The sequence below is a fragment of the Burkholderia sp. AU31624 genome, from assembly GCF_020420065.1.
Lineage (GTDB): Bacteria > Pseudomonadota > Gammaproteobacteria > Burkholderiales > Burkholderiaceae > Burkholderia.
In genome coordinates this window covers 130,807-146,364 of the sequence record NZ_JAIZRT010000010.1, presented here as the reverse complement: position 1 = coordinate 146,364, position 15,558 = coordinate 130,807, and the positions used below count along the sequence as shown (strand labels likewise).

Annotated in this window: 13 protein-coding genes; 7 read left to right on the top strand and 6 right to left on the bottom strand. The window is 67.5% G+C overall.

The genetic code is table 11. From position 1 onward, the window contains the following. Positions 1–129 precede the first annotated feature (129 nt). Together tgt and queA are read right to left on the bottom strand one after the other, a co-directional pair. On the bottom strand, positions 130–1,329 hold the full coding sequence (tgt, locus tag LGM89_RS31145; protein ID WP_089424534.1) for a tRNA guanosine(34) transglycosylase Tgt: 1,200 nt from the start codon (positions 1,327–1,329) through the stop codon (positions 130–132). Between the two features lie 204 nt (positions 1,330–1,533). After that, positions 1,534–2,601 (bottom strand): tRNA preQ1(34) S-adenosylmethionine ribosyltransferase-isomerase QueA, encoded by a 1,068-nt coding sequence (gene queA, locus LGM89_RS31140; RefSeq protein WP_226274989.1) that lies wholly within the window; start codon positions 2,599–2,601, stop codon positions 1,534–1,536. 167 nt (positions 2,602–2,768) lie between these two features. Between queA and recG the strand changes: the two genes are divergently transcribed. The 7 genes from recG (at position 2,769) to ubiA (ending at position 10,970) form a co-directional block, all read left to right on the top strand. Continuing rightward, positions 2,769–5,099, top strand: a complete 2,331-nt coding sequence (recG, locus tag LGM89_RS31135; protein WP_226274988.1) for an ATP-dependent DNA helicase RecG — start codon at positions 2,769–2,771, stop codon at positions 5,097–5,099. 125 nt (positions 5,100–5,224) lie between these two features. Then, the gene (locus LGM89_RS31130; protein ID WP_043189592.1) at positions 5,225–6,184 is read left to right on the top strand and encodes a hydrogen peroxide-inducible genes activator; all 960 of its coding nucleotides are present in this window, start codon (positions 5,225–5,227) and stop codon (positions 6,182–6,184) included. A gap of 393 nt (positions 6,185–6,577) precedes the next feature. Continuing rightward, the gene (locus LGM89_RS37235) at positions 6,578–6,706 is read left to right on the top strand and encodes a hypothetical protein (protein WP_264172719.1); all 129 of its coding nucleotides are present in this window, start codon (positions 6,578–6,580) and stop codon (positions 6,704–6,706) included. 100 nt (positions 6,707–6,806) lie between these two features. Beyond that, a complete protein-coding gene (gene katG, locus LGM89_RS31125) occupies positions 6,807–8,993 on the top strand; it encodes a catalase/peroxidase HPI (protein ID WP_089494122.1) in 2,187 nt (728 codons plus the stop codon). Positions 8,994–9,096: 103 nt separating this feature from the next. Beyond that, entirely contained in the window at positions 9,097–9,237 is a 141-nt protein-coding gene (locus LGM89_RS31120; RefSeq protein ID WP_226274987.1) for a hypothetical protein, read from the top strand. Between the two features lie 105 nt (positions 9,238–9,342). Further along, the gene (gene dpsA, locus LGM89_RS31115; RefSeq protein WP_226274986.1) at positions 9,343–9,831 is read left to right on the top strand and encodes a Dps family protein; all 489 of its coding nucleotides are present in this window, start codon (positions 9,343–9,345) and stop codon (positions 9,829–9,831) included. 275 nt (positions 9,832–10,106) lie between these two features. Then, the gene (gene ubiA / locus LGM89_RS31110; RefSeq protein ID WP_226204381.1) at positions 10,107–10,970 is read left to right on the top strand and encodes a 4-hydroxybenzoate octaprenyltransferase; all 864 of its coding nucleotides are present in this window, start codon (positions 10,107–10,109) and stop codon (positions 10,968–10,970) included. Between the two features lie 154 nt (positions 10,971–11,124). Here the strand turns inward: ubiA and proC are convergent, their stop codons facing one another. From proC to glcE, 4 genes are all read right to left on the bottom strand, one after another. Further along, the gene (gene proC / locus LGM89_RS31105) at positions 11,125–11,937 is read right to left on the bottom strand and encodes a pyrroline-5-carboxylate reductase (RefSeq protein WP_089430622.1); all 813 of its coding nucleotides are present in this window, start codon (positions 11,935–11,937) and stop codon (positions 11,125–11,127) included. 52 nt (positions 11,938–11,989) lie between these two features. Beyond that, entirely contained in the window at positions 11,990–12,688 is a 699-nt protein-coding gene (locus LGM89_RS31100; protein WP_226274985.1) for a YggS family pyridoxal phosphate-dependent enzyme, read from the bottom strand. Positions 12,689–12,819: 131 nt separating this feature from the next. Then, a complete protein-coding gene (gene glcF, locus LGM89_RS31095) occupies positions 12,820–14,046 on the bottom strand; it encodes a glycolate oxidase subunit GlcF (protein WP_226274983.1) in 1,227 nt (408 codons plus the stop codon). 290 nt (positions 14,047–14,336) lie between these two features. Further along, on the bottom strand, positions 14,337–15,425 hold the full coding sequence (gene glcE, locus LGM89_RS31090; RefSeq protein WP_166922464.1) for a glycolate oxidase subunit GlcE: 1,089 nt from the start codon (positions 15,423–15,425) through the stop codon (positions 14,337–14,339). Positions 15,426–15,558 lie beyond the last annotated feature (133 nt).

Below are 15,558 nucleotides of genomic sequence, written 5' to 3'. Positions count from 1 at the left end.
TTGTATGGAAAGGCAATTGTAATGTTTGTCGGTTCCGAGCGGCAGTTGGGACGCGCTTGTTTAGGACGAGTCCCAACAGATTTTCGATCCGTTTAGTGCTTGTCTTATCAAGGGCGGCGCGACCGTCCGTCAGTCGACCCCTCTGGCGCGATCCTCCGCGAAGCGCTGGCGGAACGCGTCGAACGTGTGGGTCTCGATCGCTTCGCGGATCTCGCTCATGAGCTGCAGGTAGTAGTGCAGGTTGTGGATCGTGTTGAGCTGGGCACCGAGGATCTCGCCCACGCGGTGCAGGTGATGCAGGTAGCCGCGCGAGAAGTTCTGGCACGTGTAGCACGTGCAGCTTGCGTCGAGCGGCTTCAGCGAGTTCTTGTGCGTCGCGTTGCGGATCTTCACGTCGCCGAAGCGCGTGAACAGCCAGCCGTTGCGTGCGTTGCGGGTCGGCATTACGCAGTCGAACATGTCGACGCCGTTGGCGACGCCCTCGACCAGATCCTCCGGCGTGCCCACGCCCATCAGGTAGTGCGGCTTGTTGGCCGGCAGCTTCGGGCCGACGTGGCGCAGCACGCGCATCATGTCTTCCTTCGGCTCGCCCACCGACAGCCCGCCGATCGCGAGGCCGTGGAAGCCGAGTTCCGCGAGGCCCGCGAGCGATTCGTCGCGCAGGTCCTCGAACATCCCGCCCTGGACGATCCCGAACAGCGCGTTCGGGTTGCCGAGCCGGTTGAACTCGTCGAGCGAGCGCTTCGCCCAGCGCAGCGACATGCGCATCGAGTCGGCCGCTTCCTTGTGCGTGGTCGGCACGCCGTTGGTCGCATACGGCGTGCACTCGTCGAACTGCATCACGACGTCGGAGTTCAGCACCTTCTGGATCTGCATCGACACTTCCGGCGACAGGAACAGCTTGTCGCCGTTGATCGGCGACGCGAACGTGACGCCGTCCTCGGTGATCTTGCGCAGGTCGCCGAGCGAGAACACCTGGAAGCCGCCCGAGTCGGTCAGGATCGGCTTGTTCCAGCCCATGAAGGCGTGCAGGCCGCCGTGCGCGTCGATCGTGTCGAGGCCCGGGCGCAGCCACAGGTGGAACGTGTTGCCGAGGATGATCTGGGCCTTGATCTCGTGCAGCTCGCGCGGCTGGATCGCCTTCACGGTGCCGTACGTGCCGACCGGCATGAAGATCGGCGTCTCGACCACGCCGTGGTTGAGCTTCACGCGGCCGCGGCGCGCATGGCCGTCGGTCGTCAGCAGTTCGAATTCGAGCCCGTTCGCCGGGCGGTCCTGCACGGGGGCGTGCGTATCAGCGTGCGTATCGTGGGATGAACCTTCGGTCATCGCGTCATTCTCCTCGCTACCGGGCTGCTCTGCATGGGACCAGAGTAACCGCTAAAGCGCTAACTCTGGATCGCAAGTCCGGCGCATGTTGGAAACGCCGCCGGGAATCCGGCGGCGGGGAAAGCGGGTGCGTGCGAGCATCGCACGCACAACGTGAAAGCGGAACCTGGCCGTTCGGTACGGCGGCCGGCCTCCGTGCCGCGCTTACGCGCCCGCCGCCTCCGGCGTGTCGCGCCGCGTGAGCAGCATCGCATCGCCGTAGCTGAAGAAGCGGTAGCGCTCGTCGATCGCGTGCCGGTACGCGGCGCGGATCGTCTCCACGCCCGCGAACGCGGACACCAGCATCAGCAGCGTCGACTTCGGCAGGTGGAAGTTCGTGACGAGCCGGTCGACCACGCGGAAACGATAGCCGGGCGTGATGAAGATGTCGGTCTCGGCCTGCGTGGCCGCGAGCGGGCGGCCCGCTTCGTCGGCCGCGCGCGCCGCGGCTTCGAGCGCGCGCATCGACGTCGTGCCGACCGCGATCACGTTGCCGCCGCGCGCACGGGTCGCGGCGATCTTGTCGACGAGCGACTGCGGCAGGTCGTACCACTCGCTGTGCATCTTGTGCTCGGCGATGTTGTCGACGCGCACCGGCTGGAACGTGCCGGCGCCGACGTGCAGCGTCAGCGTCGCGCGCTCGACGCCCATCGCGTCGAGCCGGTCGAGCATCGGCTGGTCGAAGTGCAGCCCGGCCGTCGGCGCGGCGACCGCGCCCGGGTTGCTCGCGTAGACGGTCTGGTAGCGCGTCTCGTCGGTCGCATCCGGATCGTGCTCGATATAGGGCGGCAGCGGCAGGCGGCCGTACTGCTCGATCAGGTCGAGGCACGGCGCGGGGAAGTTCAGCGTGAAAAACGGATCGACGCGCTCGCCCACCGTCACGTCGAACGCATCGGCGAGCCGCAGCGTCGTGCCGGCGCCCGGCGACTTGCTCGCACGGATCTGCGCGAGCGCCGTGTGCGTGCCGGTCACGCGCTCGATCAGCACCTCGATCTTGCCGCCGCTGGCCTTCTGGCCGAAGAAACGCGCCTTCAGCACCTTGGTATCGTTGAAGACGAGCAGGTCGCCGGCCGCGATGCACGACGGCAGCGCGGTGAAATGGCGGTCGACCAGGCGGGCGGGCGCGACGGTGCCGTCGACCTCGAGCAGGCGGCTCGCGGTGCGATCGGGCAGCGCGGTTTGTGCAATCAGCTCGGGAGGCAGATTGAAATCGAAATCGGAAAGCGTGAACATGCGGGCTGGTTCGAAGCGGCCGGCGGGCGTCGCCGGCGGGGCGGAAACGCGTAAATCGGGCGCGCGAGCCGCTATGATGGCGGGATGCGCGGCCTGGCCGGCGTCGTTCGTTCGGACGACGTGAAAGCCGCTATTGTACTTGCCTTGCGAAGCACCCAGACGATCCGATGCCTGTGTCACCACGCCGTTCCCCCGCTGCCGTTGCCGATTCCGCCGATCCGTTCGACGCGGAAGATGTCGCGCCGCCCGCGCAACGCGCGGGCGAGCGTGATTCCGCGGAACGCGCCGCGCCGCGCCGCGCCGGCCCGAAGCGCGGCGCCGACGGCAGGCTCGCGCAGCCGGCCGCCGCCGCGCCCGATGCCGATGGCGCGGCTGACAGCGACCCGGAAGGCGCGGCCGGCGCGAAGCGCAAGAGGAAGCCCGCCGCCGATAAACCCGTGAAGACCGTCGACAAGCTCGCGAAGCTCGGTCTCACGCGCTCGATCGATCTCGTGCTGCATCTGCCGATGCGCTACGAGGACGAAACCACGCTCACGCCGATCGGCGAGCTGCTGCCGGGCGGCATCGCGCAGACCGAAGGCGTCGTGTTCGACAACGAGGTCGCGTACCGGCCGCGCCGCCAGCTGGTCGTGAAGATCCAGGACGACGACGGCGAGCATCTCGTGCTGCGCTTCCTGAATTTCTACGGCTCGCAGGTCAAGCAGATGGCCGTCGGCCAGCGGCTGCGCGTGCGCGGCGACGTGCGTGGCGGCTTCTTCGGGATGGAGATGGTGCATCCGGCGGTACGCGTGGTCGAACCGGATGCGCCGCTGCCGCAAGTGCTCACGCCCGTCTATCCGAGCACGGCCGGCGTGTCGCAGGCCTACCTGCGCAAGGCGATCGAGAACGCGGTCGAGCGCACGCCGCTGCCCGAGCTGCTGCCGCCCGAGATCCAGCGCGACTATCTGAAGCCGCTCGACGTGCCGACGCTCGAGCAGGCGGTGCGCATCCTGCACCACCCGCGCGTCGATTCCGACGAAGCCGCGCTGATGGACGGCTCGCATCCGGCGTGGACGCGCATCAAGTTCGAGGAGTTGCTCGCGCAGCAGTTGTCGCTCAAGCGCGCGCACGAGGAGCGCCGCACGCGTGCGGCGCCCGCGATGCCGCGCCGCGCCGCGAGCGATGCCGATGCGTTGACGACCCGGCTCTACGCCGCGCTGCCGTTCACGCTGACGGGCGCGCAGGCGCGCGTCGTGGATGAAATCGCGAACGATCTTACCCTTGCGCACCCGATGCAGCGCCTGCTGCAGGGCGACGTCGGCAGCGGCAAGACGGTCGTCGCGGCGCTGGCCGCCACGCAGGCGATCGACGCCGGCTACCAGGCCGCGCTGATGGCGCCCACCGAAATCCTCGCGGAACAGCACGCGCGCAAGCTGCGCGCGTGGCTCGAGCCGCTGGGCGTCACGGTCGCGTGGCTCGCGGGCAGCCTGAAGGCGAAGGAGAAGCGCGCGGCGATCGAGGCGGCCGCGCTCGGCACCGCGCAGCTCGTGATCGGCACGCACGCGATCATCCAGGACACGGTCGAATTCGCGCGGCTCGGCCTCGTGATCGTCGACGAACAGCACCGCTTCGGCGTCGAGCAACGGCTCGCGCTGCGTGCGAAGGCCGCGAACGCGGCCAACGGCGCGCGCGACTTCCAGCCGCACCAGCTGATGATGTCGGCCACGCCGATTCCGCGCACGCTTGCGATGACGTATTACGCCGATCTCGAAGTCTCGACGATCGACGAGCTGCCGCCGGGCCGCACGCCCGTGCTGACGCGCCTCGTCGGCGAGGCGCGGCGCGAGGAGGTGATCGCCCGCGTGCGCGAGGCCGCGCTGACCGGGCGCCAGGTGTACTGGGTGTGCCCGCTGATCGAGGAGAGCGAGACGCTGCAGTTGCAGACGGCCGTCGAGACATACGAGACGCTGGCCGCCGCGCTTCCGGAGCTGAAGGTCGGGCTCGTGCACGGCCGGCTGTCGCCGGCCGACAAGGCGGCCGTGATGGAAGCGTTCACGCGCAACGACGTGCAGCTGCTCGTCGCGACGACCGTGATCGAGGTCGGCGTCGACGTGCCGAACGCGTCGCTGATGGTGATCGAGCACGCCGAGCGCTTCGGCCTTGCGCAGCTGCACCAACTGCGCGGCCGGGTCGGGCGGGGCACCGCGGCGTCGGTGTGCGTGCTGCTGTACACGGGGCCGCTGTCGCTCACGGGCCGCGAGCGGCTGAAGACGATGCGCGAGACGACCGACGGCTTCGAGATTGCGCGGCGCGACCTCGAGATCCGCGGCCCCGGCGAATTCCTCGGTGCACGCCAGTCGGGCGCGGCGATGCTGCGCTTCGCGAACCTCGAGACCGACGGCTGGCTGATCGAGCCGGCCCGCGAAGCCGCGTCGCGGCTGATTGCCGCGTATCCGGAGGTCGTCACGCAGCATCTCGCGCGCTGGCTCGGTGCGCGGGAGCAGTATCTGAAGGCGTGATCCGCGGGTCCGGGCCGGATTTAAAACCGCCGTTTGAAGCATTCCGATGCAGAGAAACTTGGCGAACCGGTGTCACAGGGTGTATAAATTAAACCTATCGCTTGTATATCTCTGATTGACCCACAATGACGCTGACTGAATTGAAATACATCGTCGCGGTCGCGCGCGAACGGCATTTCGGCCGCGCGGCCGAAGCATGCTTCGTGAGCCAGCCGACGCTGTCGGTGGCGATCAAGAAGCTCGAAGACGAGCTCAACGTGCAGATTTTCGAACGCGGCGCGAGCGAAGTGAGCGTCACGCCGATCGGTGACCAGATCGTCACGCAGGCGCAGCGCGTGCTCGAGCAGACCTTCGCGATCAAGGAGATCGCGAAGCAGGGCAAGGATCCGTTGGTCGGCCCGTTCCGCCTCGGGGTGATCTACACGATCGGGCCCTATCTGCTGCCGACGCTCGTCAAGCAGATGATCCAGCGTGTCCCGCAGATGCCGCTGATGCTGCAGGAAAACTACACGCTGAAGCTGCTCGAACTGCTCAAGCAGGGCGAGATCGACGCCGCGATCATGGCGCTGCCGTTTCCGGAAACCGGCCTGATGGTGCGACCGCTATACGACGAACCGTTCGTCGTTGCGCTGCCCGCCGGCCATCCGTGGGAGAAGCGCGAGGAAATCGACGCCGAGGATCTCAAGCAGGAAACCATGCTGCTGCTCGGCAACGGCCACTGCTTCCGCGATCACGTGCTCGGCGTGTGCCCGGAGCTGATGCGCTTCTCGCAGACGGCCGACGGCATCCAGAAGACCTTCGAGGGCTCGTCGCTCGAGACGATCCGCCACATGGTCGCAAGCGGTGTCGGCATCACCGTGCTGCCGCGGATGTCGGTCGCCGAGGTCGGCCCGCGCGCGAACGGCCCCGATGCCGAACTGCTGTCGTACGTGCCGTTCAACGAGCCGGTGCCCGACCGCCGCGTGGTGCTCGTGTGGCGCAAGAGCTTCACGCGGATGCCCGCGATCGACGCGATCAGCGACGCGATTTCCGCGTGCGAGCTGCCGGGGGTCGCGAAGCTCGACATGCCGGCGACCATGAACTGAGCACGCTCCAGCATGCGCGTGTGGCGGCACGATGAACGGGGTCTTGCGACCCCGTTTATTTTTCTCTATCGAATAGATGAAATTTATCAAATTCAATCAATCGATAGATGTAGATAGAATCTTCTCCATGGATCGGCGTGATGTCGACGACCGATCGGCACGTTGAATGCAAGCGTCAAAGGAGGATGTCATGATGCGGTCGGTATTGCAGCACGCGCAGCGGAACATCCCGTCGCGCGACGCGGTCGTACATCGCGCCAGGGCGGCGGTTCGCAGCCTGCGTCCGATTGCGTTCGCGTACCTGGCGGATCGTGTGTATGGCGGATGAGTGCCGCCGCACGCCGGTCCTGTGTTCCCCCGACTAACTGCCGCCGAGCCATGAGGGAGCATTGCATGTCCGATACCCGAAAAGCCGACCGCCTCGCCGGCACGACGACTGCCGGCGGCCGCTTTCCCGAGCGCCCCGCCTGCGGCGCGTCGCAGCGGGAAAGCGGGTCGCAGGCCGCGCACGACGTCCCGTAGTACGACAGGAGGAACCGCCTGTTCCGTTTCATCCCCCCGCAATGCTCCACGAACCGCGCCTGGCACGTGGGGGCCTATGAGCAAGACAAGGAGAAAAAGCATGTCGAACGAAACGAAGTGCCCGTTCAACCACACCGCTGGTGGCGGCACGACGAACAAGGACTGGTGGCCGAATCAGCTGAACCTGAACGTCCTGCATCGGCATTCGGCGCTGTCCGATCCGATGGACCCGGATTTCGACTACGCCGCAGCGTTCAAGAAGCTTGACCTCGAGGCGGTGAAGAAGGACCTGCACGCACTGATGACGGCGTCGCAGGACTGGTGGCCGGCCGACTTCGGCCACTACGGCGGCCTGTTCGTCCGCATGGCCTGGCACAGCGCCGGCACGTACCGCACGGCCGACGGCCGCGGCGGCGCGGGCGGCGGGCAGCAGCGCTTCGCGCCGCTCAACAGCTGGCCGGACAACGTCAGCCTCGACAAGGCGCGCCGCCTGCTGTGGCCCATCAAGCAGAAGTACGGCCGCAACATCTCGTGGGCCGACCTGCTGATCCTGACCGGCAACGTCGCGCTCGAATCGATGGGCTTCAAGACCTTCGGCTACGCCGGCGGCCGCGTCGATACGTGGGAACCGGACGACGTGTACTGGGGTTCGGAAAAGATCTGGCTGGAACTGAGCGGCGGCCCGAACAGCCGCTACTCGGGCAAGCGCGAACTCGAAAGCCCGCTCGCCGCGGTGCAGATGGGCCTGATCTACGTGAACCCGGAAGGCCCGGACGGCAACCCCGACCCGGTCGCCGCCGCGCATGACATCCGCGAGACGTTCGCGCGCATGGCGATGAACGACGAAGAGACGGTCGCGCTGATCGCGGGCGGCCATACGTTCGGCAAGACGCACGGCGCCGGTCCGGCCTCGAACGTCGGCCCCGAGCCGGAAGCCGCGGGCCTCGAGGAGCAGGGGCTCGGCTGGAAGAGCACGTTCGGCACGGGCAAGGGCAAGGATGCCATCACGAGCGGCCTCGAAGTCACGTGGACGTCGACGCCGACGCAGTGGAGCAACGACTTCTTCAAGCACCTGTTCAGCTACGAGTGGGAGCTCACGAAGAGCCCGGCCGGCGCGCACCAGTGGGTCGCGAAGGACGCAGGCGAGGTGATTCCGGATGCATTCGACGCGTCGAAGAAGCATCGCCCGACGATGCTGACGACCGACCTGTCGCTGCGTTTCGATCCGGCCTACGAGAAGATTTCGCGCCGTTTCTACGAGAACCCGGCCGAGTTCGCCGACGCGTTCGCACGCGCGTGGTTCAAGCTCACCCACCGTGACATGGGCCCGCGTTCCCGCTATCTCGGCCCGGACGTGCCGGCGGAACACCTGCTGTGGCAGGACCCGATCCCGGCCGTCGATCACCCGCTGATCGACGCCGCCGACGTCGCCGAGCTGAAGGCGAAGGTGCTGGCTACGGGCCTGTCGGTGTCGCAGCTCGTGTCGACCGCATGGGCGTCGGCTGCGACGTTCCGCGGGTCGGACAAGCGCGGCGGCGCGAACGGTGCGCGTATCCGTCTGGCGCCGCAGAAGGACTGGGAAGTGAACCGTCCGGCTGAGCTCGCGAAGGTGCTCGAGACGCTCGAGGGCGTGCAGAAGGCGTTCAACGATGCGCAGACGGGCGGCAAGAAGGTGTCGCTGGCCGACCTGATCGTGCTGGCCGGTGCGGCCGGTGTCGAGCAGGCCGCGAAGAATGCGGGTATCGCCGTGACGGTGCCGTTCGCACCGGGCCGTGCGGATGCGTCGCAGGAGGAGACCGATGTCGAAGCGATGGCCGTGCTCGAGCCGGTGGCGGACGGGTTCCGCAACTACCTGAAGAGCGCATACAAGACGCCTGCCGAGGCGCTGCTGGTCGACAAGGCGCAACTGCTGACGCTGACCGCGCCCGAGATGACGGTGCTCGTCGGTGGCCTGCGCGTGCTGGGTGCGAACGCCGGCGATGCGAAGCGGGGCGTGTTTACCGACCGTCCGGAGGCGCTGACGAACGACTTCTTCGTGAACCTGCTCGACATGGGTACGGAATGGAAGCCGGTGTCGGCCGCGAACGACGTGTTCGAAGGGCGCGATCGGGCGACGGGCCAGGTCAAGTGGACGGGCTCGCGCGTCGACCTGATCTTCGGCTCGCATGCGCAACTGCGTGCGCTGGCCGAGGTGTACGGCAGCGCGGATGCGAAGGAGAAGTTCGCGCACGACTTCGTCGCGGCCTGGAACAAGGTGATGAACCTGGACCGCTTCGACCTCGCGTAAGCGTCGCCGCGCGGTAGTGCGGTGAGGCATTAACGGGAAACGGCCGGTTCGTCCAACCGGCCGTTTCTTCCTGACCCTGAGTGTTGTTGAAGGAGTGACGATCATGACGCAAATGATGTTGAAAACGCGCGCTGTACTGGCGTCGCCGGCAGAGGTCGCGCGATACGTCGTCGGATCCGCCATCGTCATCGGCGGGGCGGCCGAACTGGTGTCGCAGGCGCTGTATGCGATCGCGGCCGCCTGAGCGAGGCGTTTCGCTCGCCACGCGCGGGCGGCAGGTGTGGTATCAATAGGCAGGTAGTCCGATTCACTTTCATTGCTCTGTTTCATTGAATAAGGAGTACGGAACATGGCCAGGAAAACTCAAGCTGCCCAGATCAACATCGGCATCAGCGACAAGGACCGCAAGAAGATCGCGGAAGGCCTGTCGCGCCTGCTTGCCGATACGTTCACGCTGTACCTGAAGACCCACAATTTCCACTGGAACGTCACGGGCCCGATGTTCAACACGCTGCACCTGATGTTCGAGGAGCAGTACAACGAACTGTGGCTCGCGGTCGATTCGGTTGCCGAACGCATTCGCACGCTCGGCGTCGTCGCGCCGGGCACCTTCGGCGATTTCGCGAAACTGTCGTCGGTGCCGGAAGCGAACGGTGTGCCCGCTGCCGACGACATGATCCGCCAGCTCGTCGAAGGGCACGAGGCCGTCGTGCGTACCGCACGTGCGATCTTTCCGCTTGCCGATGCGGCGAGCGACGAGCCGACCGCCGACCTGCTGACGCAGCGCCTGCAGATTCATGAAAAAACCGCGTGGATGCTGCGGTCGTTGCTCGCGTAGGCGTGCAACGCGCGGCAGGCTGGCCGAAGCCTGCGCATCGTGACTCCGGCCCTGATTGATCCGCCCTAGTCGGGCCGAACCCAGTCGGGCGCTTTGCGCGGATCCGTGCGTGCGCTGGCTCTGTCCCTTGATTGATGCGCGTTGCAGCTCGGCCACGTGCAGCGGGCGCGGGCAGCGCGCCGGCGTCCGGCCGCGATTGCCCGCGGGCCTTGCCGACATGACGCGAAGCACCGCTCGGCTCTAAAATGCCGGGGTTATCTTCCCGGTGCTTCGCCATGCTTGCCCGCTTTCCCCTGTATCTGCGGCTCGTCCGGATGGACAAGCCGATCGGCAGCCTGCTGCTGCTGTGGCCGACGCTCAACGCGCTGTGGATCGCGTCCGACGGCCATCCGCGCTGGCCGCTGCTCGTGATCTTCTCGCTCGGCACGCTGCTGATGCGTTCGGCCGGCTGCGCGATGAACGATTACGCCGACCGCGACTTCGACCGCCACGTGAAGCGCACGGCCGACCGGCCGCTGACGTCGGGCAAGATCCGCGCATGGGAAGCCATCGCGATCGCGGTCGGGCTCGCCTTCATTTCGTTCCTGCTGATCCTGCCGCTCAACACGCTGACGAAGCAGCTGTCCGTCGTCGCGCTATTCGTCGCGGGCTCGTATCCGTTCATGAAGCGCTTCTTCGCGATTCCGCAGGCCTATCTGGGCATCGCGTTCGGCTTCGGCATCCCGATGGCGTTCGCGGCCGTGCAGGACACGGTGCCGACGATCGCGTGGGTGATGCTGATCGCGAACATTTTCTGGTCGGTCGCGTACGACACCGAATACGCGATGGTCGATCGCGACGACGACATCAAGATCGGCATCCGCACGTCCGCGCTGACGTTCGGCCGCTTCGACGTCGCGGCCGTGATGCTGTGCTACGCGGTGACGCTCGGCATCTACGTGTGGATCGGCGTGACGCTCGGCTTCGGCCTCGCATACTGGGCCGGCTGGGCGGCGGCGGCCGGCTGCGCGCTATATCACTACACGCTGATCAAGGACCGCGAGCGGATGCCGTGCTTTGCGGCGTTCCGGCACAACAACTGGCTCGGCGGCGTGCTGTTCGCCGGGATCGCCGTGCACTACCTGCTGGCGGGGAGCTGAATGTCGCGATCTCACCGCAGGCGGTAGGCGATGCGGGGCGCGGTACCAACAAAAAAGCGGCCTGGGCCGCTTTTTTGTTGGTCGTGCACATCAGTATGACGGGGCGGGGCGTCCAACGCATACAGCGAGCGCCGGGGCGGCACCGCCGGCGCGCTTACGCGCGGCCGAGCTCGTCGCCCATTTCCTTCGCGCGCGCTTCGGCCGCGAGTGCACCGCGCACGATCGCATCCTTCACGCCTTGCGCGTCGAACGACGCGAGCGCGGCGGCCGTCGTGCCGCCCTTCGACGTCACGCGCTCGCGCAGCACGCTCGCCGGCTCGCCCGATTGCGCGGCCAGTTGCGCGGCACCCGTGAACGTCGCGACCGCGAGCGCACGGCCTTGTTCGTCGTTCATGCCGAGCTGGCGCGCGGCTTCCTGCAGCGCTTCGATGAAATAGAACACGTACGCGGGGCCGCTGCCCGAAATGGCCGTGACGGCGTCGAGCTTCGACTCGTCATCGAACCACACGATTTCACCGACTGCACCCAGCACGTTCGACGCGAGTTCGCGGCCCGCCGCGTCGACGCCCGGCAGCGCCGCGAGGCCCGTCACGCCCATGCCGACGAGCGCCGGCGTGTTCGGCATTGTGCGCACGACGCGCGCGTAGTCGCCGAGCCAGCGTGCGAGATCGCTGCCGCGGATCCCGGCCGCGATGCTGATCACGAGTTGCGTCTTCAGGTGCGGTGCGAGTGCCTGCGCGACGTCCTTCAGCACCTGCGGCTTCACCGCGAGCACGACCGCGTCGTAGTCGGCGAGCGTCGCGTCGATGGCCGCGCCGGTGCGCACGCCGAACTGCTGGGCCGCGCGCGCGCGCACCTCTTCGTTGACGTCGATGGCATACAGGCCGTCAGCGGCAACGCCGCGCTTGATCAGGCCACCGATCAGGGCCGCGGCCATGTTGCCGCCGCCGATGAATGCGATTTTCATGATGTCGGATTGAGCGAGTGAGTGAACGGAAAGGCGTAAAAGGGCGTGGCGTTCAGTGCGAGTAATCGCGCGCGCCGAAGATCGCGGTGCCGACGCGCACGATCGTCGCGCCTTCGAGCACGGCCGCGTCGAGATCGGCGGACATGCCCATCGACAACGTGTCGAGCGGCAGGCCGTCGGCACGCAACGTGTCGAACAGCGCACGCAGCGCACGATGCGGCGCGCGTTGCGCGTCGGTGTCGCCGGCCGGTTCGGGAATCGCCATCAGCCCGCGCAGCCGCAGCGACGGCAGCGCGGCGACCGCGCACGCAACCTCGGCCACGTCGGCCGGCGCAACGCCGCTCTTCGACGCCTCGCCGCTGATGTTCACCTGCACGCAGATGTTGAGCGGCGGCAGGTGCGCTGGGCGCTGTTCCGACAGGCGCTGCGCGATCTTCAGCCGGTCGACCGAATGGACCCAGTCGAAGCGTTCGGCAACCGGGCGCGTCTTGTTCGATTGCAGCGGCCCGATGAAATGCCATTCGAGGTCCGCACGCAGGTCGGCGAGCGTGTCGATCTTGTCGATCGATTCCTGCACGTAGTTTTCGCCGAAGGCACGCTGCCCGGCCGCATGCGCGGCGCGCACGTCGTCGGCGGGAAACGTTTTGGACACGGCGAGCAGCGACACGGTGGCGGGATCGCGGCCGGCCGCGCGAGCGGCGTCGGCGATGCGGCGATGAACGGAGGCGAGACGGGCGGCGAGATCGGACATGACGGGCACGAAAGCAGGCACGGAAGCGGGCGTGGTGCGGATGCGCCGCGGCACGCGACGCATCGATTCGCCCATTATACGGACGCCGTGCGCGACGCCCAGCGTCCACCCGTCATTCGTATGCGCACGCGCTAGCCGTACAGCAGGTGCTCGACGAGCTGGATCCAGTGGGTGACCGGAATCTGCGTGCCGCTTTGCAGGTGCGCGATGCAGCCGATGTTGCCGGAGACGATCATCTGCGGTTCGAGCGCCTGCAGCTTCAGCAGCTTCTGCTTGCGCAACCGGTATGACAGCGACGGCTGCGTCAGCGAATAGGTGCCGGCCGACCCGCAGCACAGATGGCTGTCGGCCGGCAGCCGCACGTCGATGCCGAGCGTCTCGAGCAGGCGTTCGACCTTGCCGCGCGACTGCTGGCCGTGCTGCAGCGTGCACGGCGGGTGGTACGCGACCGTATGGATCGCGCGGCGCCGCGCGAGCGTCGCGAGCTCGGCCTCGAACGCGAGCAGCACGTCGGAGATGTCGCGCGTGAGCGACACGATGCGCTGCGCCTTCTCCGCGTAGGCCGGGTCGTCGCGCAGCAGGTGCGCGTATTCGAGCACCGTCGCGCCGCAGCCCGATGCGTTCATCACGATCGCCTCGATACCCTGTTCGACATGGGGCCACCACGCGTCGATGTTGCGGCGCGCGTCGTCGAGCGCTTCGTCGTGATAGTTCAGGTGCAGGCGGATCGCGCCGCAGCAGCCCGCGTCGGGCGAGACGACCGTCTCGATGCCGAGCGCGTCCAGCACGCGCGCGGTCGCGATGTTGATGTTCGGCAGCATCGACGGCTGCACGCAGCCGCCGAGCATCAGCATCTTGCGCGTATGCGTGAGGTGCGGCCATTCGAGCAGCCGCGTGCGCGGCGGCACCTTGTCGCGCAGCCGCTTCGGCAGCAGCGGCCGCACGTGCTGACCGAGCCGCATCACCGGCGAGAACAGCGCCTCGTTCGGCACCAGGCTCGCGAGCAGGCGGCGCACGAGACGCTGCTGCGCCGGGCGCTGCACCTGCGCCTCGACGTGCTTGCGGCCGATCTCGACGAGACGGCCGTACTGGACGCCGGACGGGCAGGTCGTCTCGCAGCTGCGGCACGTGAGGCAGCGGTCGAGGTGCTGCTGCGTGCTGCGCGTGACGGGTGCGCCTTCGACCATCTGCTTGATCAGGTAGATCCGGCCGCGCGGGCCGTCGAGTTCGTCGCCGAGCAACTGGTAGGTCGGGCAGGTCGCGGTGCAGAACCCGCAATGCACGCACTTGCGCAATATCGCGTCGGCTTCGTCGCCGTCGGGCGTATTGCGGATGAAATCGGCGAGGTTCGTTTGCATCGAGCTTAGGGTCTGTTTACCTATGGAACGCACATGCGTTGCCCCGAGAACGGCCGCTCGCGAGGCGCGCGACGCCGCGAATACTGACGTATTCGTAAGGAGCGCAACGCGGCGAGCGGCCGTTCTCGGGGCAACCCCAAATTAAAAAAAACATGTCACGGGAATGCCCGAAATCGCCCGTATGGCGGCGTCGCTCGTCGCTTGTTTGGCTCGGCCAAACGGCGCTCCTCACTTCTTGCCCTACGGGCGATTTCGGGCATTCGCATGTGCGTTCCATAGGTAAACAGACCCTAAAGATCGGGGTAGAGCCGGCCGCGGTTGAAGATGCGCGCGGGATCGAACGCGGCCTTCAGCCCGCGGTGGATTTTCATCATCGGGGCGGGGAGCGGCGTGAACACGCCCGCGCTGCGGTCGTACGCGTCGCCCGCACGGAACAGCGTCGCGTGGCCGCCGGCCTGCTTCGCGCTCATTCGCACGGTCTGCGCGTCGGCGTCGGTGATCCACCAGCGCTGCGCGCCGCCCCATTCCATCAGCTGGGTGCCGGGCAGGTGCATCGGTTCGGTGATCGACGGCAGCGCGAGGCGCCACAGCGCATAGCCGGGCGGGATGCCGTTGAAGAACGGGTCGGTATGCTCGCGCAGGCCGGCCCAGAAGCGTTCGGCCTCGACCGCGTCGACGACTTCGCCGCCGAGCAGCGTCTTCGCGGATTTCACGGCCGCTTCGGCGCCCGACAGGCGCAGCACGAGCGTGCCGTTGCGCCAGCCGCTCGCGCTGACGGGCAGCGGATGGCCGCCCCATTCGTTGAGCTTGCGCACCGCGTCGGTCGCGGTCATCTCGAACTTCAGCGTGACTTCGGCGACGGGCATCGGCAGCACCTTGATCGACAGGTCGAGCATCAGCCCGAGCGTGCCGAGCGCGCCGGCCATCAGCCGCGACACGTCGTAGCCGGCGACGTTCTTCACGACCTGACCGCCGAAACGCAGCATTTCGCCGCGGCCGTTCATCAGCGTGACGCCGAGCACGAAATCGCGCGGCGCGCCGCAGGTGGCGCGCCGCGGGCCCGCCAGGCCGGCCGCGACGCAGCCGCCGACGGTGGCCGCGCGGCCGAAGTGCGGCGGCTCGAACGGCAGCATCTGGCCGCACTCGGCGAGGACGGTTTCAAGCTGCGCGAGCGGCGTGCCCGCGCGGACCGTGACGACGAGTTCGGCCGGGTCGTACGACACGACGCCCTGAAACGCGCGCGTGTCGAGTATTTCGCCCTCGAGCGCCTGGCCGTACCAGTCCTTGGTGCCGCCGCCGCGAATCCGCAGCGGCCGGCCGTCGGCACTGGCGGCGCGGATACGCTCGGCCCATCCGGCGACGATGTCGTCCTCTTCCATGTTCTGTTGCTGCCTCGACTTGTTGTTCGGTCGATTGTACCGGGGTGGCGCGAATCCACATCGCGACTATCCCTAAGCCCCGTATTGCAGGCCGCAAGCTTGCGCCGTCGCTCGAACGGGCCGCGCGGGCGCG